20 protein-coding genes and 1 other annotated feature are annotated in these 20885 nt (G+C 47.3%); of the genes, 6 read left to right on the top strand and 14 right to left on the bottom strand.

Annotation, left to right across the window (positions count from 1 at the left end; genetic code table 11):
- Positions 1-344: 344 nt before the first annotated feature.
- The 8 genes from AC3ITG_RS06495 to AC3ITG_RS06460 form a co-directional block, all read right to left on the bottom strand.
- Entirely contained in the window at positions 345-1901 is a 1557-nt protein-coding gene (locus tag AC3ITG_RS06495; RefSeq protein ID WP_489253200.1) for a 2-isopropylmalate synthase, read from the bottom strand.
- A gap of 216 nt (positions 1902-2117) precedes the next feature.
- Positions 2118-2463: a binding site (T-box leader), on the bottom strand.
- A complete protein-coding gene (locus AC3ITG_RS06490) occupies positions 2460-2630 on the bottom strand; it encodes a hypothetical protein (RefSeq protein ID WP_489253199.1) in 171 nt (56 codons plus the stop codon). Its footprint overlaps the feature before it by 4 nt.
- A gap of 344 nt (positions 2631-2974) precedes the next feature.
- Positions 2975-4030 carry a tRNA (adenosine(37)-N6)-threonylcarbamoyltransferase complex transferase subunit TsaD gene (tsaD, locus tag AC3ITG_RS06485; protein WP_379439095.1) on the bottom strand — a complete coding sequence of 352 codons (1056 nt, stop codon included), beginning with the start codon at positions 4028-4030 and terminating at the stop codon, positions 2975-2977.
- The gene (gene rimI / locus AC3ITG_RS06480) at positions 4027-4548 is read right to left on the bottom strand and encodes a ribosomal protein S18-alanine N-acetyltransferase (RefSeq protein WP_113051825.1); all 522 of its coding nucleotides are present in this window, start codon (positions 4546-4548) and stop codon (positions 4027-4029) included. Before rimI ends, tsaD begins: the two co-directional genes overlap by 4 nt.
- Positions 4549-4565: 17 nt before the next feature.
- Positions 4566-5414, bottom strand: a complete 849-nt coding sequence (gene tsaB / locus AC3ITG_RS06475) for a tRNA (adenosine(37)-N6)-threonylcarbamoyltransferase complex dimerization subunit type 1 TsaB (RefSeq protein WP_489254427.1) — start codon at positions 5412-5414, stop codon at positions 4566-4568.
- A 2-nt stretch (positions 5415-5416) separates the two neighbouring features.
- Complete coding sequence (tsaE, locus tag AC3ITG_RS06470; protein ID WP_489253198.1) at positions 5417-5899, bottom strand: tRNA (adenosine(37)-N6)-threonylcarbamoyltransferase complex ATPase subunit type 1 TsaE; 483 nt, start codon at positions 5897-5899, stop codon at positions 5417-5419.
- Positions 5900-6092: 193 nt separating this feature from the next.
- A complete protein-coding gene (locus AC3ITG_RS06465) occupies positions 6093-6269 on the bottom strand; it encodes an H-type small acid-soluble spore protein (RefSeq protein ID WP_053783520.1) in 177 nt (58 codons plus the stop codon).
- A gap of 2 nt (positions 6270-6271) precedes the next feature.
- Positions 6272-6568 carry a hypothetical protein gene (locus AC3ITG_RS06460; RefSeq protein ID WP_489253197.1) on the bottom strand — a complete coding sequence of 99 codons (297 nt, stop codon included), beginning with the start codon at positions 6566-6568 and terminating at the stop codon, positions 6272-6274.
- A gap of 197 nt (positions 6569-6765) precedes the next feature.
- On the opposite strand from AC3ITG_RS06460, the gene ku reads away from it, so the two are divergent.
- The 5 genes from ku to ligD all read left to right on the top strand — a co-directional run bounded on the left by ku (position 6766) and on the right by ligD (position 12183).
- A complete protein-coding gene (gene ku, locus AC3ITG_RS06455; protein ID WP_489253196.1) occupies positions 6766-7677 on the top strand; it encodes a non-homologous end joining protein Ku in 912 nt (303 codons plus the stop codon).
- A gap of 314 nt (positions 7678-7991) precedes the next feature.
- Positions 7992-8861, top strand: a complete 870-nt coding sequence (locus AC3ITG_RS06450) for a VOC family protein (RefSeq protein WP_489253195.1) — start codon at positions 7992-7994, stop codon at positions 8859-8861.
- Positions 8862-9080: 219 nt separating this feature from the next.
- Complete coding sequence (locus AC3ITG_RS06445; protein ID WP_489253194.1) at positions 9081-10178, top strand: GerAB/ArcD/ProY family transporter; 1098 nt, start codon at positions 9081-9083, stop codon at positions 10176-10178.
- A 68-nt stretch (positions 10179-10246) separates the two neighbouring features.
- Positions 10247-11212 carry an ATP-dependent DNA ligase gene (locus AC3ITG_RS06440; protein ID WP_489253193.1) on the top strand — a complete coding sequence of 322 codons (966 nt, stop codon included), beginning with the start codon at positions 10247-10249 and terminating at the stop codon, positions 11210-11212.
- An 80-nt stretch (positions 11213-11292) separates the two neighbouring features.
- Positions 11293-12183 carry a non-homologous end-joining DNA ligase gene (gene ligD, locus AC3ITG_RS06435; protein WP_413376092.1) on the top strand — a complete coding sequence of 297 codons (891 nt, stop codon included), beginning with the start codon at positions 11293-11295 and terminating at the stop codon, positions 12181-12183.
- Between the two features lie 59 nt (positions 12184-12242).
- Here ligD and AC3ITG_RS06430 read toward each other — a convergent pair whose 3' ends face one another.
- Together AC3ITG_RS06430 and cls are read right to left on the bottom strand one after the other, a co-directional pair.
- On the bottom strand, positions 12243-13151 hold the full coding sequence (locus AC3ITG_RS06430) for a YitT family protein (RefSeq protein ID WP_413376090.1): 909 nt from the start codon (positions 13149-13151) through the stop codon (positions 12243-12245).
- 347 nt (positions 13152-13498) lie between these two features.
- Positions 13499-14938: a cardiolipin synthase gene (gene cls / locus AC3ITG_RS06425; RefSeq protein WP_489253192.1), complete on the bottom strand. Its 1440-nt coding sequence runs from the start codon at positions 14936-14938 to the stop codon at positions 13499-13501.
- A 376-nt stretch (positions 14939-15314) separates the two neighbouring features.
- Between cls and AC3ITG_RS06420 the strand changes: the two genes are divergently transcribed.
- Positions 15315-16661 carry a hemolysin family protein gene (locus AC3ITG_RS06420; protein WP_489253191.1) on the top strand — a complete coding sequence of 449 codons (1347 nt, stop codon included), beginning with the start codon at positions 15315-15317 and terminating at the stop codon, positions 16659-16661.
- 162 nt (positions 16662-16823) lie between these two features.
- On the opposite strand, the gene AC3ITG_RS06415 is transcribed toward AC3ITG_RS06420, so the two are convergent.
- The 4 genes from AC3ITG_RS06415 to AC3ITG_RS06400 all read right to left on the bottom strand — a co-directional run bounded on the left by AC3ITG_RS06415 (position 16824) and on the right by AC3ITG_RS06400 (position 20865).
- Positions 16824-17903 (bottom strand): AI-2E family transporter, encoded by a 1080-nt coding sequence (locus AC3ITG_RS06415; RefSeq protein WP_489253190.1) that lies wholly within the window; start codon positions 17901-17903, stop codon positions 16824-16826.
- Between the two features lie 220 nt (positions 17904-18123).
- Positions 18124-18918 carry an ABC transporter permease gene (locus tag AC3ITG_RS06410; RefSeq protein WP_489253189.1) on the bottom strand — a complete coding sequence of 265 codons (795 nt, stop codon included), beginning with the start codon at positions 18916-18918 and terminating at the stop codon, positions 18124-18126.
- The gene (locus tag AC3ITG_RS06405) at positions 18911-19819 is read right to left on the bottom strand and encodes an ABC transporter ATP-binding protein (RefSeq protein WP_413376080.1); all 909 of its coding nucleotides are present in this window, start codon (positions 19817-19819) and stop codon (positions 18911-18913) included. The genes AC3ITG_RS06410 and AC3ITG_RS06405 overlap by 8 nt, the downstream gene beginning before the upstream one ends.
- 527 nt (positions 19820-20346) lie before the next feature.
- Positions 20347-20865, bottom strand: coding sequence for a hypothetical protein (locus AC3ITG_RS06400; protein WP_413376078.1), 519 nt, complete (start codon positions 20863-20865; stop codon positions 20347-20349).
- Positions 20866-20885: the final 20 nt, after the last annotated feature.

Here is a 20885-nt window from a genome sequence, read left to right as displayed (position 1 = left end):
ATAGCAAGCATTCAATTCAATTTAATTATACGGCGGTAGAATAGCTTTTTTTGCACAAAAACCATATTTATCCACCGAGTTATCCACATTATCCACAACTTTGTGGATATAACTCGACCATTCTATCCCCTAAAGCCTTTTATTTTCGAAAACATTACTGGTTTGACTTTGAGATAGTTACCCACAATTTACACTGAATATGTGGATAACTATAATCACACCTTGACAAACGCATTCGTTCTTTCAAATTTTTCTCCTATAAAAGGACAAAAGCAGACCTCTGTATTTAAGGCCTGCCTCTGGTTTATTTTTGACATAAAGTTATGTGATGCGCTGAAGTAATATTACGCGTGCACTGATTCATCACTTTCAGAAGACTCCGCCTTCAGTCCGGCCGCATTACAAGCTGCAACATACGCCAGACCCGCAGCCATGACAATATCATTGTGCGTGGCGGTTCCTCTGAATTCACGTCCTGCACGCTCCACGGTAACCGCAGCTTCCGCACTCGCAGCCTCTCCTCCGCTCAGTGCGTGCATCTCCATATCGACAAACGTAATGTCGTCCGAAATACTTTGACCAATCGCACGAATCGTTGCATCTACCGGACCACCGCCAACCGCAGAATAGGATTGCTCCCCTGCGCTCGTGCGAATGCGAACTGCTGCCATTCGATCCGTCATGCTGCCCGCCGTAACCTGCAATTCAACCAGTTCATAATCCTGTGCAGGAATATTCATGGTCTGGCTCACCATCTGCAATAACTGGTCATCACTGACCACTTTCTGTTGATCGGCAGTTTCTTTAAATATCTCATACAGCTGTTCCATTTGCTGCTCATCTGGTTCAAAGCCATATTTGCGAACCCGATCTTTCAAAGCGTGACGACCGGAATGTTTGCCCAGAATAATCATGCTGCGTGGAATGCCCAGCGCTTCCGGGTCCATAATCTCATACGTACTCCGATTCTTGAGCAAACCATCCTGGTGAATACCAGACTCATGCTGGAAGGCATTGCGCCCTACTACCGGTTTGTTGTAGGCAATTGGGAAATGCATCGCACGGCTAATCTGACGGGATGTCTCATACATCTGGTTCAGTTTGATATTTGTCGTTGCGCCAATAACGTCGCCCCGCGTCTCCAGAGCCATAATCAGCTCCTCCAGGGCACAGTTGCCCGTCCGTTCTCCCACACCGTTGATGGTTACTTCAATCTGGGAAGCACCGTTGGCAATTGCAGCCAGACTGTTGGCAACTGCAAGGCCCAAATCGTTATGACAGTGTGCGCTGTAACGAACCTTATCTCCGCCTCTTGCGCCCTCACGTACCTGACGGAACATCTCTCCATATTCATGCGGCAGTGCGTACCCAACCGTATCTGGCAAATTGATAATACTTGCTCCCGCTTCAATGGCTACTTCAACCATTTCGATCAGATCATCCATCTTCGTACGAGCCGCATCCATGGCGGTGAACTCCACAATATCCGTAAACTGTCGTGCATAGGAGACCATCTCCCGGGCAATTGCCACGACTTCACTACGCGGACGGCGCAGTTGATGCTCAATATGGATGTCCGAAGAGGAGATAAACAGATGAATACGGCGGCGCGCTGCGTCAGCCGTTGCTCGAACGGCTGCATCAATATCCCCTTTGACCGCACGCGCGAATCCGCAAATTTCCACGTTTTGCAGTTGTCTGGAAATCGCCTGAACCGCCGCGAACTCACCTGGACTTGAGATCGGGAATCCAGGCTCGATGACGTCAATGCCCAGAGAAGCCAACTGATGTGCCAGTTCAATTTTTTGCTCAGGCTGCAGACTCGCTCCCGGTGCTTGCTCTCCATCGCGCAGTGTTGTATCAAAAATCTCAATCATGCGTTTGTTATTGTTCGTTGTCATATTCATCAACCTCCATCAAATTTGAATGTATATTGGTTATTGGGGATGTGAACGAGATGTTCATTTCCCGTTTTCTATGTTTATTCATTTTTCATTCCATGCCGGCGTGCACGTCGACTTGCACGCCGGACTTATTTCTTAAACTAAACCATTGATTATGGATTCCCATCGCCCACCCTGCTGCCGGCAGCAAACACAAATAACCCGCCATCTCATCTAAGAGACGGCGGGTTATTATCCCTCCGCGGTACCACTCTTGCTTGATGGGCCAGGCTTGCGCCAGGCACCATCCACCTCGTCGTCTTCGGCCCTGATCCATTGCAGCTGCGTACACGCAACAATAACAATCGATCCAGCCGGAGAAACACCCTATAACGGAGGTTAGCCGTTGCTGTGTAACACAATGTCCTTTAGGTACAAGGACAAGGGATGAGACATGGTCTCACCTGCTTCCACAGCTCCGTTCCCGGGCGAGATTCGAACGATTCTAGCCACTGCGTCGCACCATCCCGCAGCTCTCTGTGCGCTTTATCGTTTTACTGCTCCCGTTCATTACATTTATGATATGTGACCATGAATTACATCACCATTTTGAAAATCAAAAAAGCCTGCCATCTCCTGCAATAATGCAAGAGACGACAGGCTGTTCACCTTCGCGGTACCACTCTTGTTGACTTTCATTTCCTTCGAGCTGATCCTGTATGCGTCCATACCGTTATCATTGCCCAAAGTGACAAAAGCCCCCTCAGTTATTGTTGATTTTCTACCGATATGTCATCCGGATTCCATCAACAACGGCCCATTCACGGAGGCAACCCGTAACCATGTACTTTGGGCCATCATCGGCCTTCGGCTTCTCCCAGGGAGTTACCGTGTTCCATCGTTCCGCTTCCAGGTGAGTTTCAGGTTTCCTTCGACTGCGTTGCACCACCCCGCAGCTCTCTAAGACCGGGAAATACCCTACTTTTCCTGTTCATTGCGTTTCAGTTCAGGAATCTGAATTCCTGTTTTAATTTGTAATTAATATACATTCTTCACTTGAGACTGTCAAGTCTTCATATACATGAATCATTCTATAGCGATTGAACAGACCATGCCTCAAGTGAAAGTCCAGGATCAGCTTTGGCATCGAATTCCGAGATTTCTCCCCGCTGCCACTTCAAATACGCCGCAGCTCCAATCATCGCTGCATTGTCGGTGCAATACTCCATCGGCGGGATCAGCAATTCCAGCCCTTCCTTGGCACAACGCTCCTGCAAAGCTGAACGCAATCCCCGGTTTGCCGCAACGCCACCGCATAACAGCAATTGACGTGATCCGTACTCACGGACAGCCCTTACTGCTTTTTCTACCAGCACTTCGACGACAGCTTCCTGGAAGCCCCGTGCCACAGCAGATGGTTCAAGCGTTTCTCCGCGCATTTTAGCTTGATTCAAAACATTCAGTACAGCAGACTTCAGACCGCTAAGGCTGAAATCATAGGAATCTGCTTCAAGCCAGACGCGGGGCAAAGGTACCGCCTGCTCTGCTTCAGCAGCCATCCGGTCCACATGCGGTCCTCCAGGATAGGGGCAACCCAGTGCACGCGCTACTTTGTCATAAGCCTCGCCTACAGCATCGTCACGCGTACGGCCGATCAGTTTGAACTTGCCTTCGGATTCCATATGCACAAGCTCGGTATGACCGCCAGAAACCACCAGTGCCATTGCTGGATATTGCAGCTCATGGGTAAGTCTGTTGGCATAGATATGTCCAGCAATATGATGTGTACCAATGAGCGGTTTTCCAAGGGCCATGGCCATGGTTTTCGCCGCCACGATGCCGACCAGCAATGCACCAACCAGTCCAGGCCCTTGCGTCACGGCGATCGCACTCAGATCACGCGGACGGATGCCAGATTGTTCAATAGCCTGTTCCAACATCAGTGTAATGACTTCAACGTGTTTACGCGAAGCCACTTCAGGTACAACTCCGCCAAATGCCTTATGTGTCTCGATCTGACTGGAGATCAGATTGGACAGCACTTCCCGTCCATCCTTGACTACCGCTACGGATGTTTCATCACAACTTGTCTCCACGGCCAATATATAAGATGGTGCTGAACTTATCTTTTCATTGAAATCCTTCATGAATCCGTTACGCTTCCTTCCTCTTCGCCGCTCCGGCTCGCAGGCGGCAAATTCGCCCACATAATCATCGCATCTTCCCCATTGTCGGAGTAATATCCTTTGCGAAGACCTGCCGATTCAAACCCTTTTTTCTGATACAAGCTCTGGGCAATCCGATTCGAAACCCTGACTTCCAGCGTCATTCGTTCCATCCCGAGATAAGCCGCCGTTCTCATCAATTCGTCCAGCAGCTTCTCACCGAGCTTGCGCCCACGATAGGCTTCCCGGACTGCAATATTGGTAATGTGGGCTTCATCCATGATCGTCCACATGCCGGCATAGCCAATCGCTGTACCTTCCAATTCCATGACCATATATTTAGCAAAATGATTGTGTGTCAATTCATTCTGAAATGCTTCTTCCGTCCAGGGCAGGGTGAAGGCTTCATGTTCAATAATCATTACATCCGGAATATCATCCAAAGTCATGAACCTGAACTGAAGCGCTGCTTCCTGCTCGTCATTCTCCACGTTGTCCATCTGCTTCCCCTCCCCCTTTAGCCTTTGCGCAGCAGGTTGGCTTCCGCTTCAGCCAGCTGAGTGTAGTTGGGCACGAGCGCATGCACGTCATCTCGCTGACCTGCAAGCAGCGCCTCGGCACCTAAGCGCCCAACCCAGCGGCCCTCCAGCTCATAGGGTACGAGCTGGAGCGCCGTTCCTGCGGGGCAGCGAAGCTCAGCCGCTGCTACCGCATGCGGGCCCGTCTCGCCGACAATCCAGACGGCAGCGGGCCGCTCTTCCGGCGCCGCTTCCGCCACGCGGGCGGCGAGGGCTTCCAACCATCCGTCCACCAGGCGGATGGCATCTGGCGCCAGCCGCCGGGGCGCGGCGCTCCCGGCGGAGGCAAACAGCGCGGTATAGGCTTGACCGCGCCGTGCATCCACAAGCGGAACGATCCAGTGGACAGGGGCGGCACCTGTGCCACCCTGGTCCGCGGATGGCGTTCCGCCAGCCCCTGCTGCGGCATCTTCTGCCGCAGCTTCGGCCTTGGCGGCGAGGCCGCTGTGCCAGCCGCCCCAGGCCAGGGCCTGAAGGCTGGACACCCCGACAACGGGGATGTCCCACGCCCAGGCTAGCGTTTTCGCCGCGGTCACCGCAATGCGGATGCCCGTGTACGAGCCCGGGCCAATGCCGACGGCAATGCCGTCCAGCTGTCCCGGCTGCGTGCTGCTGGCTTCCAGCAGCTGCTCCATTACAGGTACGACGTGTACCGAATGGTTGCGTTCTGCCCGTTCATTGCGTTCTTCCAAAAGGGCGTGACCTTCCATAACTGAGGCTGCCATCACCGCAGTCGAGGTATCCAACGCCAAAAACCGCTGGCGCGGCTGTTTTTGTAAATCTTCCATCATCATTTGACTCCATTCTGTCTGAACTGTCGGCACATGGCAGCATAAGTCTCGCCATACCCATCCAGCGTAATCGTTCGATCCTCTAGACCCGTCGTCTCGATCTGCACATGCAAGTGTTCCTGCGGCAGCAATTCAGGAATGATGCTAGACCATTCCACCAGACTGACTCCGGTTCCATAGAAATACTCATCCAGTCCAAGCTCGTCCGCTTCTTCCAGCGATATGCGATACACATCCATGTGATACAAGGGCAGACGCCCTTCGTATTCCTTGATCAGTGTAAACGTAGGGCTGTTGACCACATCACGTACACCCAAATGCCAAGCAAACTTTTGTGAAAATGCCGTTTTGCCCGCGCCCAGATCACCGTCCAATGCAATCACCATTCCGGCGGTTGCCTGTTCAGCGAGTGCGGACGCGAGTACTTCTGTATCTGCAATGCCATGGGAGTGATACACCCACTGCTCATGCGTCTGATTCAATATACGCCCCACCTTTGGCGGTCAAGCCGCCTGAGTTCACTTTGAACTTTATTATATCGGTCCCATTCTCCCCCCGCAACATCGAAGGATCAGAAGCAGAACGGAAGACAGGCCACCATTCACACGAACGACAAATAAACCGGTACCTGACGGCACCGGCCTTCCTAGACATCCTTCACCAGTACTTTCTCTTTTACTCTTCCAAACGGTCTACACGTACCGTCTGGGTATTCCCCGGTCTGCTGCCCACCTGCACCGTTGCCATGCCATTGGCTTCATCCACATTTTCGATCCAGACCGGATCTCCTTCCAATGTAACTGCAATCGTATCTTTGGAATCATAAATGGCTTTCGCGCGTTTCACATCCAACATTATTCATACTCCCCTTCCGGATCATCATGCGATTCCCGCACCATGCTATCTGTCGTACTTTCACCGATATAACCGTTATCTTCCGTGACTTGTCCACCGCCCAGACCCTCATTCACCATCCGGTCAATGTCCAGCATGAAAGACTCCCTGTCAAGCGGCAGCTCTTCTGATGTGACAGCCTCCCAGTTAACCGCTGTTGCAGGTGTATGAAAACCTTCAGACCCTTCCGACTCGACACGAGGATACGGAGAGAACGTATGGGCGTGAGCTTCATCTTCATCTCGTTTGTTCTTCATAGGAGTACCTCCTAACGTGATAGTTAACAACTAATATTATCCTCTTTCAAAACCAGTGCTATACAGCACAGATCTTAAGGATGTTTCTGTTATCATCCCCCACTCTTTCTGAAGCATACCGCTTCCGGAGAAATACGGTTATCCCACCCGTGAAATGCCCATACTATACATAAAATGTTCTCGGAAAGGAGCCGTTCATGCATACGGTCTGGAAAGGTGCCATTAGCTTTGGTCTGGTTCATGTTCCTGTCAAAATGTTTTCGGCTACCGAAGACAAAGACATCTCCATGCGTTACATTCACAAAGTCTGCGGCAGCCCACTTGCTTATGTACGTAAATGTCCTTCCTGCGAAGTTGAGGTTCAATGGGAAGAGATCACCAAAGGATATGAATATGAGAAAGGCAAATTCGTCTTGTTCGAAAAGGACGAGCTTGAAGCGTTAAATGATTCCAGCAGCAAAACCATTACCATTCTGGATTTCGTGGATTTAACGGAGATCGATCCGATTTATTTTCAAAAAACGTATTACCTTTCCCCCGATCAAGCGGGAGGAAACGCCTACCAGCTATTAATGACTGCCATGCGGGATACTGGCAAGATCGGCATCGCCAAAATATCCATTCGTTCCAAAAGCAGTTTGGCTGCCATCCGTGTACTGGAGGATTGCCTCTCCATGGAAACCATTTTCTATCCGGACGAGATCCGTCCCGTCTCTCAGGTTCCCAACCTGCCCGAGGTTCTGAATGTTAACGAGAAGGAATTGACGATGGCCAAACTGCTGATCGATCAGTTATCCACTCCTTTTGAACCTGGTAAATATACAGACGATTACCGCGCTAAACTGCTGGATCTGATCAATCACAAAGTAGCCGGTGAAGAAATCAAAATTGCCCCTGCCAAACCGGAAGCGAATGTCATGGATCTCATGGCAGCACTGCAAGCAAGTATTGAAGCTGTGAAGCCCATTCCAACCGATCCCGGAACCACCACAGCCAAACCTAAGAAACGTGCTCCCAAGAAAACTTCAGTCCAAGCAGCAGCTGGAGGAGAAACAGAGACTCCTGCTCCTGCCAGAAGAAAGAAGACTGCGCCTAAGCCCAAGGCGTAAACAGCAAACAGCACAGGATTCGCTTGTCACTAACATCAATATTGGAGATCCGGCCATGAAGCCGGATTTTTGTTTTGTATTCCATAATTGAAGTAATACTCAACCAAGAATGAATACACCAAAATCGAAAATACAATTGACGAAAGTTGATTTATATTTTATATTAACTTATGAAAAGTAACTTATTTATAAATGTACAGTTAAGCTTCATAACTACATGACCTATGACATTACAATAACCCTATTCCATTGCCAATGAGTGAACCGCAACAATTCAACTAATTCAACTAAATTTTATACAGGAGGAAATCCTTATGACTTCTACTTATCAAATCCCTGCTACAACCCATCTGGGTGAAGTAAGTCTGCGAATTAGCAATTTGGATCGATCTATCCAATTTTATACCGAGGTGGTCGGATTAAAACTGCTTGAACGCAGCGAAAAAGTCGCTACCATGACAGCCGATGGAAAGCAGTCCCTTCTGCGCCTTGAGCAATTAACCGATGCAATGACGATGCCTGTACGCTCCACTTCAGGTCTGTATCACTTCGCCATCCTGCTGCCTGACCGCAAATCGCTGGGCCTTGCCCTCCGTAATCTGGCTGAATCGGGCATCGAAATTGGTCAGGGTGATCATCTGGTCAGTGAAGCATTCTACATTTCCGACCCGGATCAGAACGGTATTGAAATCTATGCAGACCGTGCCCGGGACACCTGGAAGCGGGATGCAGATAATAACTACATTATGTCAAGTGACCCCGTTGATGTAGACAGCCTGTTCGCTCTGGCCACGAACGAACCTTGGCAGGGATTGCCAGCCAGAACGGTCATTGGTCATGTTCATTTCCATGTACGCAGTCTGGAAGAGTCGCGCCGTTTCTATACAGGAGTGCTTGGTTTCGATATCGTTGGTAACTTCGCCAACATGTCCGCCCTGTTTGTGTCCGCAGGCGGTTATCACCATCACATCGGACTGAACATTTGGGCTGGTACAGGCGCACCTGTGAATCCGGCCAATGCGACAGGGATTGACTACTTCACCATCATTTATGACGGAAAAGAACAATTGGAACAGGCCGTAGAACAACTGCGTCAATCGAACGCATCTATCGAACAGCAAGGTAAGGGCTGGTTTACTGTAGACCCACAGAATATTCGTATTCGCTTAACTTCAACGAATTAAGACAGGGAATCTGTGACGTAATCGTTGTGCCTTAAGTTGATTACAATCTGATTAGCCCGGACATCAATTTCCTCGCTCTAACCATGGGGGAAATCCGTTGTCCGGGCTTTTTTGCCTACTTTTTTATGTTGATCTATGCCTTTATCCATTTCCTAATAAAAATGGTGCAATTGGAGCAACCTAACCAATATCTAGATCGATATGCGAAGGAGAACCCACATGATTGAAAAGGGGCGTTTAACTGTAAGACAACTGGGCTCACTGATGTTCTTATGCACGATTGGTGAACAGATTATCGTCTTCCCCTCAATGGTCACCTCATATGCGCATCAGGATGCATGGATATCCGCATTAATGGGCGTTGCCGGGGGAGCAGGGGTACTGTCCATCATGCTCGTTGTGTACAAACTGCAGCCCCGGATGAATCTGATTCAACATGCATTGTATACTCTTGGACCCTGGATCGGGGCGTTCATCAGCTGTTTTTATCTATTCTATTTTCTAATGGGTACATCTGCATTCATAAGAGAAATTGGGGATTTCATGACGACCCAGATTCTGCCTGAATCTCCCCTCTTCATTGTGAGTTTGCTTTTTGTTTGTACTCTTGCCTGGGGACTCTTTTCCGGTCTTGAACCCATAGGCAGAAGTGCCGAGGTACTTCTGCCCCTGATCGTACTGTTTCTGCTCATTCTGACCGTCTGTCTATTCCCGCATTCACATCTGGACAACATCAAGCCCGTTCTTGCAGAAGGCTTTCTGAATCCCTTTAAAGGCTTTGTCGCTGTGCTTACCTATCCTTATTGTGAATTGTGCATCTTTCTTATGCTCTTTCCTTATGCCAAAAAGGAAGCACATTGGGAAAAGGATATCCTTCTAGCAGCCATCATAGGGGGATTGATGCTTACCCTAACGCTAACTATCTGTCTGCTGGTTATGGGTCCATTTATGACACAGCACCATTGGTTCGCAGCATTTAATCTGTCGCTGAAGATCAATATAGGCAACTTTTTGCAGCGGATTGAGGCCTTTATGGCTTCCGTCTGGATTATTGCCGTCTTTTTCAAGAGCATTCTGTTCTTCTATAGCTTTGTACTCGGAATCACTCATCTCTTCAAATTGTCCAGCTATCGTCCACTCATTTTGCCTGGCGCCATGTTGATTCTGTCCATGTCCATTGTGCTAGCACCCAACGAAAATTTCTACCTCAAAGTCGTTATTCCGTATTGGATTGATTGGGATTTGACTTGTGGTATTGGGATTCCATTATTGCTTATCATGGTACATAAACTGAAAGCACGGCTGCGGAAGAGCTAAACCTGCCCTACTCAACTTAGAGGATCAACCTCCAGGCAGATTTGAAAGAGGAAAGGAGTTTTAAGCACATGTTCAATCCCCTGGTTCCTTTTGAACCTATATCCCGAGCTGTGATCCCTACCGGGCAAAATTGGATTGCCCAAATCAAATGGGATGGGGTCCGCATGCTTGCTTACGAGGACGGACAGGGAATTCAGTTAATTAATCGCAGATTGCACAACCGAACTGCACAATATCCTGAGCTGGTTCAGCCACGCAACCTGTGCTCCGTCCCTTCTTATATTTTGGATGGAGAGATTATTGCCCTTGATCCAGATACGGGAAAACCGTCCTTCTATCACGTGCTGCGGCGAGATCGCATGAGCAGACCGGATGGCATTGCCCAAGCTGTAAACCAGATTCCGGTGACTTATATGGTATTTGATATTCTTTTCTGCGATGGGGTATGGGTCACAGATCAACCACTTGCAGATCGTCAGCGTCTGCTGCATCAAGTTCTGAATCCTGCTCCCCATGTTCAAGAGGTGACTAACACGTCCGATCCCGACGCCCTGCTCTCTGTGATGAGACAGCACCAGATGGAGGGAATTGTATGTAAAGATCTTTCCAGTACCTATGGAATCAACGGCAAGGATCAACGTTGGCAGAAGGTTAAGATTTTCCACGACCTATATGCCATGATTGGAGGGGTCACCTACCGCAGCGGCATCGTCAATGCAATTGCAGTCGGTGTATATGATGGGCCTAACTTTGTCTATATTGGTCATGTCGGCACAGGTAAGCTGAACTCGGACTCCTGGCGTAAACTAACCAAAGAAGTACAACCTCTTATTCGTAAGGATAGACCTTTTCATAACATACCCGAGAGAAGCGCGGAGACGACATGGATTGAACCACAGATCGGCGTCAAAGTGCAATTCATGGAACTCACCCACCATCTTACCCTACGTCACCCAAGCATCCAGGCTTTTGCTTCGGTAAAGCGAGATGAGTGTGCGATCAGCCAGATCAGTCATCTTATCCCTGAACAATAAACTACTTTTTCCATACACCTGAAACATTAAAAAGGCATTCCATTTAAAATCATACTTGTTCACCAGAGGAGGTGTTACTCATGGCCCATACAATAAAGGGCACCATAACGATTAATGGAATGGAGCTTACCGTGACCAATCCGGACAAGTTGTTATGGCCCGAAGCAGGTGTAACCAAGGCTATCTATTTGCAAAAGTTGGCGGCACTGGCTCCCTATCTACTTACTTACACCCGAAATCGGTTGCTCACCACGATACGTTATCCACATGGTGCAGGCGGCGAGTTTTTCTATCAGAAAAATGCCCCAGAACCCGTTCCGGAGTTTGTACGAACCGAGATGCATGACGGGATAAGATATGTGGTGATGAACGACCTCCCAGATCTGTTATGGCTCGGCAATCTGGCCGCTCTGGAGTTTCATCCTTCCTTACATGCTGTAAGCAGCCATCTGCCTTGCGAGTGGATGATTGATCTCGATCCTTCGCAGGAAGAAGAACCTCGCATCATGCAAGCTGCCCTGATCGTGGGGGAAACGCTGACTTCGCTTGGTCTTAGATCGGTACCGAAAACCTCCGGTGCTACAGGTGTACAGATTATTGTTCCGATCCGCCAAGGTGTAACCTTCGATGAATTAAGAGACATCGGTTATTTTGTAGGCAAATACGTCACTCAAAAACATCCAGATCTGTTTACACTGGAACGTCTTAAAAAAGACCGGGGGGATCGCATTTATTTTGATTACCTCCAGCATTACGGTGGCAAAACTCTCGCAGCTCCCTACACTCCCCGCGCCAAGCCAGGCGGCACTGTGTCTACTCCTCTCACATGGGATGAGGTTCGGAACAACGTTTCGGTTAAAGATTACCACTTGATGAACATCGTGGAACGCCTGACGAAGACCGGGGATCTGATCGCAGCTGTCGAACCCCAGCCTGTTGAACTGATCATCCAGCATTTAAAACAAAAATAGCCGGTCACCCTCAAACCAAGGGTACCGGCTATCTTTTCGTTTACGCGCGATGAGATTCGCTAATGTATACCTTTTTTCTTGAAACGTCCGCCCTTCACATCGTGAATGTTACCTATTGCCACAAAGGCATGTGGGTCCCAATCTTCAACAATGGACTTCAGCTTAGCTTCTTCCAAACGGGTAATAACCACAAAGATAATTTTCTTCTCGTCTCCGCTGAAGCCGCCCTCTCCATCCAGAAAAGTGACGCCACGACCCAGACGGTCGGTTAAAGCTGAACCAATATCACGGTACTTCTCGCTGATAATCCATACCGATTTGGATTGATCCAATCCTTCATTCACAATATCAATCATCTTCATTGCAATATAATAAGCAATCATAGAATACAGGGCGTTTGGCCAGCCAAACACAAAACCTGCACCTGCAAAAATAAATACGTTAATGAACAATACGATCTGACCTACAGACAATGGTGATTTCTCACTCAACAGTATGGCTACAATCTCCGTACCATCCAGTGAACCGCCAGAACGAATGACGAGACCAACTCCAACCCCCAAGATCAATCCACCAAATACAGCTCCAAGCAGTGGTTCACCTGGCGTCAGTGCAGGAACGTGATGTAACAATGACGTACCAATGGACATTACAACGATCCCGAGCAATGTAGATAGCGCAAACGTTTTACCAATTTGTTTATACCCCAGAATCAGGAAAGGCAAGTTAAGCAAGGTCAGGAAAATTCCGAGTGGCAGATGTGTAAGCTCTGACACCATAATCGAGATCCCTGTTATTCCCCCATCAATAACGCCATTCGGCACGAGAAATACTTCGAGTGACACAGCCATCAGTGCAGCACCGACCAGAATCATCACGATGCGCTGCAGAAGCTTCAGTGAAAACACCGAACTCTTCACATTGCGGTCCGGCTTGGATGTTAGTTCTTTAATCGATACATTGGACATGGTATCCCCCCCGTTTTGATCAATATGTGAATCCATTTCATAAATCATTTAAGTACCTCAGAGGAACCCTACATACAGAGGAACAACACCGTTCCAACGCTATATGCACCCCGTTATAAAAGCACCTAAAGGCTATATGAAATGTATTCAAGTATGTCTTAATTCCGGTTGACACTTCTAAAAGAGAGCAAAAGGGAGCCTGTTTTCCCGCAGACTCCCCTCCTTCGCCAAGACATAATTTATATAAACATTATATCATAAAAGATCAAATTTGAGCAAAATAGTTAGCAAAAAGAAGATAAATTCACAAAAAGTGAACTTATCTTGAGAAATCCGCCCTATAACGGCTAAAGCAGCGGAGAAAGCATGCGAGAAAGCATTTCTACCCCTTTTTGCCACCGTGAACGCTGCTGAAACACCTTCACGTCAATCTGGCTGCATTCATCCAAATCACGTTCAAAATCCTCGGTCAGCCGTTCCATGGATGATATTTCGAACAACACAGCGGTCAACTCGAAATTGCAGAAAAAACTGCGCATATCCATATTGGCTGTGCCTACCGTGGCAAGCAAATCATCCACAATCAGGACCTTGGCATGCACAAAACCTTTGCGATATTGATAGAATTTCACTCCCGCACGCAACAATTCTTCGACATAGGACATAGAAGCCAAATGCACAAGCCGGGAATCCGATTGATACGGAATGATGATTTTCACATCCACCCCACTGACGGCAGCCGTCTTAATTGCTTCGTACAACGCAGGGTCCGGAATGAAATAGGGTGTTGTGATGTATATCCGTTCACATGCCACGGAAATCGCCCCAAAGCACATTTCTTGAATGGCATCCCAATCCTGATCCGGCCCGCTGGCTAGAATCTGAATCCGCTCTTCCCCATTGCAAATATGTGGCGGGAATAGCTCTGTCAGTTGAGGCTCTGTAATCTGCTCGCCGGAAGCGAGCTTCCAGTCGTTCAAGAACGTATTTTGCAGGAAATATACGGCATCTCCTTCGATCTGTACATGGGTATCGCGCCAGAATCCAACCTCCGGATATTGTCCGAGATAATCATCACCTATATTAATCCCACCCACAAATCCAATCCTTCCATCTACCACAACAATTTTACGGTGATTCCGGTAATTCACCCTTCGGTCAATCGTTGCAATGAGCGGCGGCAGAAAATAATGAAACTCCACGCCTGCGTCCTGAAACTTGCGGATAAAGCTCCAGCTCATCTTGTGACTGCCGAGTCCATCGCAGATCAAACGCACTTTGACGCCTTCTTTCGCCTTGCGAATCATCACGTCCTGAAACTTTGTACTGATGACATCATCCCGAAAAATATAAAATTCAACATGCAGATGGTGTTCTGCCTGTTCCATTGCCCTCAACATGGCTTCAAATGTCTCTTCACCATTCGTCAGTACTTGACTCCGGTTGCAGCCTGTAATTGGGCTCTCTGACAGGTGTGACAGCAGGTTAAACAAACGATGCTGATGGTTGTATCGGCTGCCCGACATCTGATCGGCATGATCCACAATATGAGCCTGCTCCCAGATCGTTTCCCGTATTTCCCGAAAGATTCGCGAACCGCCTTTACGGACCTTCTTGCGTTTGTTGTAGTCCTGGGCGACAAAATAATACACAACAAAGCCGATCAAGGGTACACAGAACAAAATAAAAAGCCATGCCACAGCTTTCGCCGGATTGCGGAATTCCAGCAACAGAATGGTGGCTGCCTGGAAAGTAAATACGAGCAATATAATGACCAGCCAAAACATTCGGCTTCCTCCTCATGGCAAGGTATAACCTTGCCGTTCTCTCTCACTGTACAAGCTTTGACGATAAAGCCTTTAGCTAATCATTAGATACCCAATGTATGCACTGTTCGTAACGTTTGCTTAGATAAAATTTTACATACACAGCTGATCTGTAGCGGCCCTCAGCCAGTTCATTCCATACTTCGGCGTTGTATATTCTGACTGTGTTCCCCTCTACATATGATTCATTCCAGTCTGCGGATCAGCATTCCATCGCCATTTCGAACACAAAGCCTTCCAGACTCTTCCTATTTTCTTGACCAGCAGGTGGTCTTCTTACGTAAAATTAGATATAATATTCGTTAAAAACTTATTACTTAAAGGAGAAGACTAGTTAATGGACAGTGAGAGGTATGCGTTAAATTTAGTATTGGTTGCGTTTTTGATAGGACTTTCGGCGTTTTTTGTAGCGGTGGAATTTGCACTCGTAAGGATTCGTCCAAGCCGGATCGACCAAATGATTGCAGAAGGAAACAAGCGTGCCCTGGCTGTCAAACAAGCCGTTGCCAACCTGGATGGATATTTGTCCGCCTGTCAGTTGGGTATCACGATTACATCTCTGGGACTGGGCTGGCTGGGAGAACCAACGGTTGAGAATATTCTCCACCCTGTGTTCGAAAGCATGCACATGCCTGAGACAGTTTCTTCATTCTTATCGTTTGTTATTGCGTTTGTTGCCATCACATATTTGCATGTGGTCGTTGGTGAACTTGCACCTAAAACGATTGCAATCCGTAAAGCCGAAGCCGTTGCTCTCCTGACGTCTACACCTATCATCTGGTTTAACCGAATTATGTATCCTTTTATCTGGCTGTTAAACAGCTCAGCAAATCAACTGGTCAAGTTGTTCGGAATCAAACCTGCATCGGAGCATGAAGATGCACATTCGGAAGAAGAATTACAGTTTATTATCAATGAAAGCTTTGAGAGTGGAAAAATCAATCAGGCCGAATTTGGATATGTAAGCCGGATTTTTGCTTTTGATGAGATGCTTGCCAAAGAAATCATGGTACCCCGGACTGATATGGTCTGCCTTTATGTGAATAGATCGAACGAGGAAAATCTGGATATTATCCGGCAAGAACAATACACCCGTTTTCCAGTGGTAAATGAGAGCAAAGACGATATTATCGGTATTATTAATACCAAACAATTTTTCCTGGAGTTATACGGAAACGACGAACCTGTCGATCTGTCTTCCCTGATTCAGCCGGTATCCGCTGTTCACGAAACGACTCCGGTCAAGGATCTGCTCAAGAAAATGCAGAAGGATGGCGTGCATATTGCCGTGCTGGTCGATGAGTATGGAGGCACTTCCGGGATTGTAACGATTGAGGATGTGCTTGAACAGATTGTCGGTGAAATCCGGGATGAGTTCGACGCAGACGAAGTGGAGGATATTCAGGTCATCAATGAAAACTATGTCATTATGGATGGCAAGGTATCTTTGTCCAAGGTAAACGACATGTTCACGTCAAACCTGGATGCTGACGAATGGGATACTATTGGCGGATGGCTCTATAGCCATCGTCCAGAGATGAATGAACAGGAAGAATATGAGTTCGAGAATCTGACCTTCGTTTTGCTGGAAAAAGACAAGAATCGCTTCTACAAAGTCGCTGTTGTTCCTAAGGAACCGTTGACCATGTCCGACTACACTGATGAAGACGAGAAGAATTCATAAACTCGCTTCTTCAATATAGATACACTAAAAGGGGTTGTCCATCGTCGTGAAGATGATGGACAACCCCTTTTTTCATAATGGCAGGCGTATTAGGCATGAGTCGCTGTTAACGATCCTTGCTGTTTAGCGTATAAGGTGCCTGGAGTTCGCACCTTAGTTGAATTAATTGGCTGGATCTGCCTTGTCTTCGACGATTCGATTCTGAATCTTCCGGAAAATAATTTTGATGATCATATATAACGGAATAACGATGATCATCCCAAGAATGTTCCCCAAGTCTGCTCCTACAAGCAACAAGATGACGGTAGTCAACGGATGAATGTCCAATTGTTTGCCATAGACATAAGGAGAGATCAGATTGTCCTGGATTTGCTGGGCGATGACAATGATAACAAGCGACCAGATCGCCATTGAAGGTGATTCAATGAATCCGACAATGACGACAGGAATGGCTGCCAGCAAGGCCCCTACATAAGGAATGAAGTTCAGAATAATGGATACGGCCGTCAGGAGTAAGGCATATGGCAAACCGAGAAAGAGAAAACCGATATACATCAGGATGCCCAAGGCTACATTGACAATGACCCGACCTACAATATAGCTACTCAAAGCTTCGTCGATTTCATGGACTGTCTCTTCCCCATCTTTACGGTAACGTCTAGGGAGTAGCAGTGTAAGACTGGTTCCAAATTTGCTGCCTTCCTTGAGCATGTAATACAGCATAATCGGGAACGTCGCCAGAATGATTACCAGATTGGATACGACCGAGAACAATCCGGATACGTAATCCGTTACCTGGGCAATTCCTTGACTCAGAAAATCGGAGAAGCGAGAGAACAGATCTGAATCCTCCGGTATATATTTTGAAAGGAAACCGCTCTTTTCGAATTCAGCCAACTGATCACTGAGCGAAGTAACCAGTACCGGGGCATTCTCCACAAAATTCAACAGTTGTTCACGTAGTGAAGGCCATACAAGCACACTGAATCCTGCCATGATCAGCGCAATCACCACGTAAATGATAAGAACTGACAGTGCACGCTTCATTTTGTGCCGTTCCATATAGTCGACGAGCGGACGCAGCAGATAATAGAAGAAACCAGCAATCAGCAGCGGAATGATGATGATGTGAATCAGCGAGGTCAGGGGGCTGAAAATAAAGTTGACTTTATCCCCCAAATACACGATGAGCAGCAGTAAAATAATTGCTGTGCATATACGGTAAAACTTGTTGTTTATCAAGAAACGTGATCCCTCCATACGCTGCTCTGCCAAATACGACTGCGGCGGTGATATGTATGTAATGCAACTTAATACAGCTTGGGCAGCGTGTTCCAGCCCAAGCCGTATTCTCATCTATTATTATATGTACCCTTAAATGCTAGTCATGCCACAGCGGATGCTGAATATACTCTCTTTTCCATCCTGAAGGAGAAATTGGGCAAAAAAAAGAAGCAGGCGATTAGCCTGCCACATCTCTTTTGTTGAATACAACCCATGAGATCAACATGATAATGACATAATATACAGCTAGAACAGCAATAGAAAAGCCAAGTGTCATACCTGCATTTCCATCGCCAAGCAATCCATAATCCGCCGCTGAATTCATATAGCGACTGAGATCCATGTTATTGAACAGAACATACTTGGCCCATTCGTAACGAACGGGATTGAAGATCATTGAGAACAAATTCTGTGTAAACATGATAAATAGAGACAAACCGATTGCCAGAGCTCCCGAACGAAAAACGGAGGAGACCATAAAAGCAATAGCGAGCGTAATAAACAAGTCCACGTATAGATATCCCCATAGTGCAAATGCGTGTGATGCAGAAGCACCGCTTCCATCCTGAGTTACGGAATGGGAGAACAGTATATATGACATTACGGTTGCCAGAATAACAACAAGTAACGTACTCAGAATACTGAATCCAATCACGGTCAAATATTTGGATGCCAGTATTTTGCTGCGTGACCACGGACGAATCAGCAGTAGTTTAATAGTTCCCCAGGTGAACTCACCAGCTACCGCTTCAGCTGCAATGACGACACAGAAGATGGTATTCAGGAAAAAGACGATCTGAACGGTTGTAATAGCTGCTTGCCAGTATGGGACCTCACTGGACCCCATGCCTTCATTGAGCAGAACCGGCATCAACAGCGAGATCAATGCCAGAATGGATAACATAATCCAAGTACGTGGACGACGGAAAATTTTCATGTTTTCATTCATAATGAGATTGCCGAAATTACTCAATGCTTCCGCCCCCAGTCACCTGCAAAAATTGATCTTCCAGCGTATGGGTTACGTTACGGATACCATATACCTGGAACCCTTCACTGACCAGCCTCGCATTCAAGTCCGGAATCTGCTCACGGGATAAACGAATCACAATGGCATTGCCCTGAACTGTAGCTTCGCTAATTAGTTCGGCTGCACGCGGTGCATCATTTACCTCAAAAGCAACTTCAGTAAGTACGTCCACTCCCGCCTCAGCTCTGAGATTTCTTACATCAATCAATTTGCCATTTTGGATAATCGCAACGGTATCACACATCAATTCCATCTCGGACAGCAAGTGGCTGGATACAAAGACTGTGATCCCTTCCTCCTGACAGAGCTGACGCAAATAATCCCTAAGTTCACGTATTCCCTGTGGATCGAGCCCATTGGTGGGTTCATCCAATACCAATAACTTTGGTTTATGTAATATGGCTTGGGCCACACCCAAACGCTGGCGCATACCCAAAGAATAGGTTTTTACCTTGTCATGAATTCGGGCTGTAAGCCCCACACGTTCAATCGTCTCGGCAATGCGTTCTTTCGTAATACCAGGTGACATCCGAGCAAAGTGAACGAGATTCTGATATCCTGTCAGAAATTTGTACATTTCCGGATTCTCGACAATAGCCCCAACCTGAGCTATGGCTTGCTCAAATTCATTCTTTACACTGTGTCCCGAGATGATGATATCTCCTTTACTGATGGACATCAGCCCTACCATCATTCGAATCGTTGTTGTTTTCCCCGCCCCATTGGGTCCTAAAAAACCAAAAACCTGCCCCGGAGAGATATCCAGAGTCAGGTCACTGACCAATGATCGGGAGGAGATGATTTTACTGACGCCCTGAAGACGGACGACCGGCTCCTGCTGCATTCCATTTCCTCCTTCATCAACGGACATTCACATCATGCCCGTTTCTCATATGAAGATAGTGTATCATAATCTTTAGTATATTGTCCCGCAAACTGGGATTTCCCTTGACGTTTCGTATGAACTACACACGCTTCACAGCATCCAAGCGGCATCTCACTCCGATAAAATCCGGTGCGAAATACGTGATTGCCTCCACAGTCCTCTTCCTTTAGTTCGACAGAGCCCCTAGCGACCGACACAATCATCCCACAACTGACACAGTAAAAGCGGTCCGTTTCGATCAATGATATTCCTTCCCCTCACAAGGAGCATTGAAGTCCCTGTTATTTGTCGTTAGACGCTGAATTTTGATACAATTTGTATCTAACTCGTAATTTACTTGACACTGGGACTAATGTCAACCCCTTACAGGTTTAAAAAGAAATGAAATGCAAAAAAAGCTCTATAAATGCGACTAAAGTCTCGCATTCATAGAGCTTTTTCAAGTACAAATGATACAATTCGGCACATAATATGGGTTGATACTATCATTCGGTTTTGTCATGCTCAGTCTCGGTATCACCCTTCTTTGGATAATACCAAAGCAATGTCCAATCGTCCCCATCCTTTACGATATAACAATTCTGCACGATTTTAAATTGACCAAAGGTTCCCGTAAACTTCTGGGTAACACCAATGCGATACGCCTCTGCAAATGGTTTAACGCCATCAATTACCGTAACGTCGAACTCCCGCTCCGGTTTTTCCATCTCCAGATCAAAGGTTTCCACCCCAAAATGCTGCATGAAGATATGCGCTCTGGACTGTAAATAGGCGCTTTTGGGAAAGCGCTCTTTCATCAGTGGATGAAACAACTCCCATGAACTGCCGAAATCACCCGTCTGCTCATATTTGTAAAACTCTTGGGCAATGGCAGCAGCTTCATCTGGTGCATCCGCACGAAACAGATATGGGATGGTTCTGCCTATGAGCCACAACAGCAGCAACACAAGTGCTATAAATCCGATCTTTTTAAGTAACGCATTCCGATTCCTTCTTCGTAGCATGTCCCGCCCCCCTTGTCCTA

It is taken from the genome of Paenibacillus sp. GL_099_B (genome assembly GCF_057835695.1).
The sequence above is the reverse complement of the archived record's forward strand: the minus strand, read 5'-3'. Positions and strand labels throughout refer to the sequence as shown.

Coding starts and splice junctions, on each gene's coding strand:
- AC3ITG_RS06495 (WP_489253200.1), bottom strand. CDS start 1,901: ATGACAACGAACAATAACAAACGCATGATTGAGATTTTTGATACAACA.
- tsaD (WP_379439095.1), bottom strand. CDS start 4,030: ATGAAGGATTTCAATGAAAAGATAAGTTCAGCACCATCTTATATATTG.
- rimI (WP_113051825.1), bottom strand. CDS start 4,548: ATGGACAACGTGGAGAATGACGAGCAGGAAGCAGCGCTTCAGTTCAGG.
- tsaB (WP_489254427.1), bottom strand. CDS start 5,414: ATGGAAGATTTACAAAAACAGCCGCGCCAGCGGTTTTTGGCGTTGGAT.
- AC3ITG_RS06460 (WP_489253197.1), bottom strand. CDS start 6,568: ATGAAGAACAAACGAGATGAAGATGAAGCTCACGCCCATACGTTCTCT.
- ku (WP_489253196.1), top strand. CDS start 6,766: ATGCATACGGTCTGGAAAGGTGCCATTAGCTTTGGTCTGGTTCATGTT.
- AC3ITG_RS06450 (WP_489253195.1), top strand. CDS start 7,992: ATGACTTCTACTTATCAAATCCCTGCTACAACCCATCTGGGTGAAGTA.
- AC3ITG_RS06445 (WP_489253194.1), top strand. CDS start 9,081: ATGATTGAAAAGGGGCGTTTAACTGTAAGACAACTGGGCTCACTGATG.
- AC3ITG_RS06440 (WP_489253193.1), top strand. CDS start 10,247: ATGTTCAATCCCCTGGTTCCTTTTGAACCTATATCCCGAGCTGTGATC.
- ligD (WP_413376092.1), top strand. CDS start 11,293: ATGGCCCATACAATAAAGGGCACCATAACGATTAATGGAATGGAGCTT.
- AC3ITG_RS06430 (WP_413376090.1), bottom strand. CDS start 13,151: ATGTCCAATGTATCGATTAAAGAACTAACATCCAAGCCGGACCGCAAT.
- cls (WP_489253192.1), bottom strand. CDS start 14,938: ATGTTTTGGCTGGTCATTATATTGCTCGTATTTACTTTCCAGGCAGCC.
- AC3ITG_RS06420 (WP_489253191.1), top strand. CDS start 15,315: ATGGACAGTGAGAGGTATGCGTTAAATTTAGTATTGGTTGCGTTTTTG.
- AC3ITG_RS06405 (WP_413376080.1), bottom strand. CDS start 19,819: ATGCAGCAGGAGCCGGTCGTCCGTCTTCAGGGCGTCAGTAAAATCATC.
- AC3ITG_RS06400 (WP_413376078.1), bottom strand. CDS start 20,865: ATGCTACGAAGAAGGAATCGGAATGCGTTACTTAAAAAGATCGGATTT.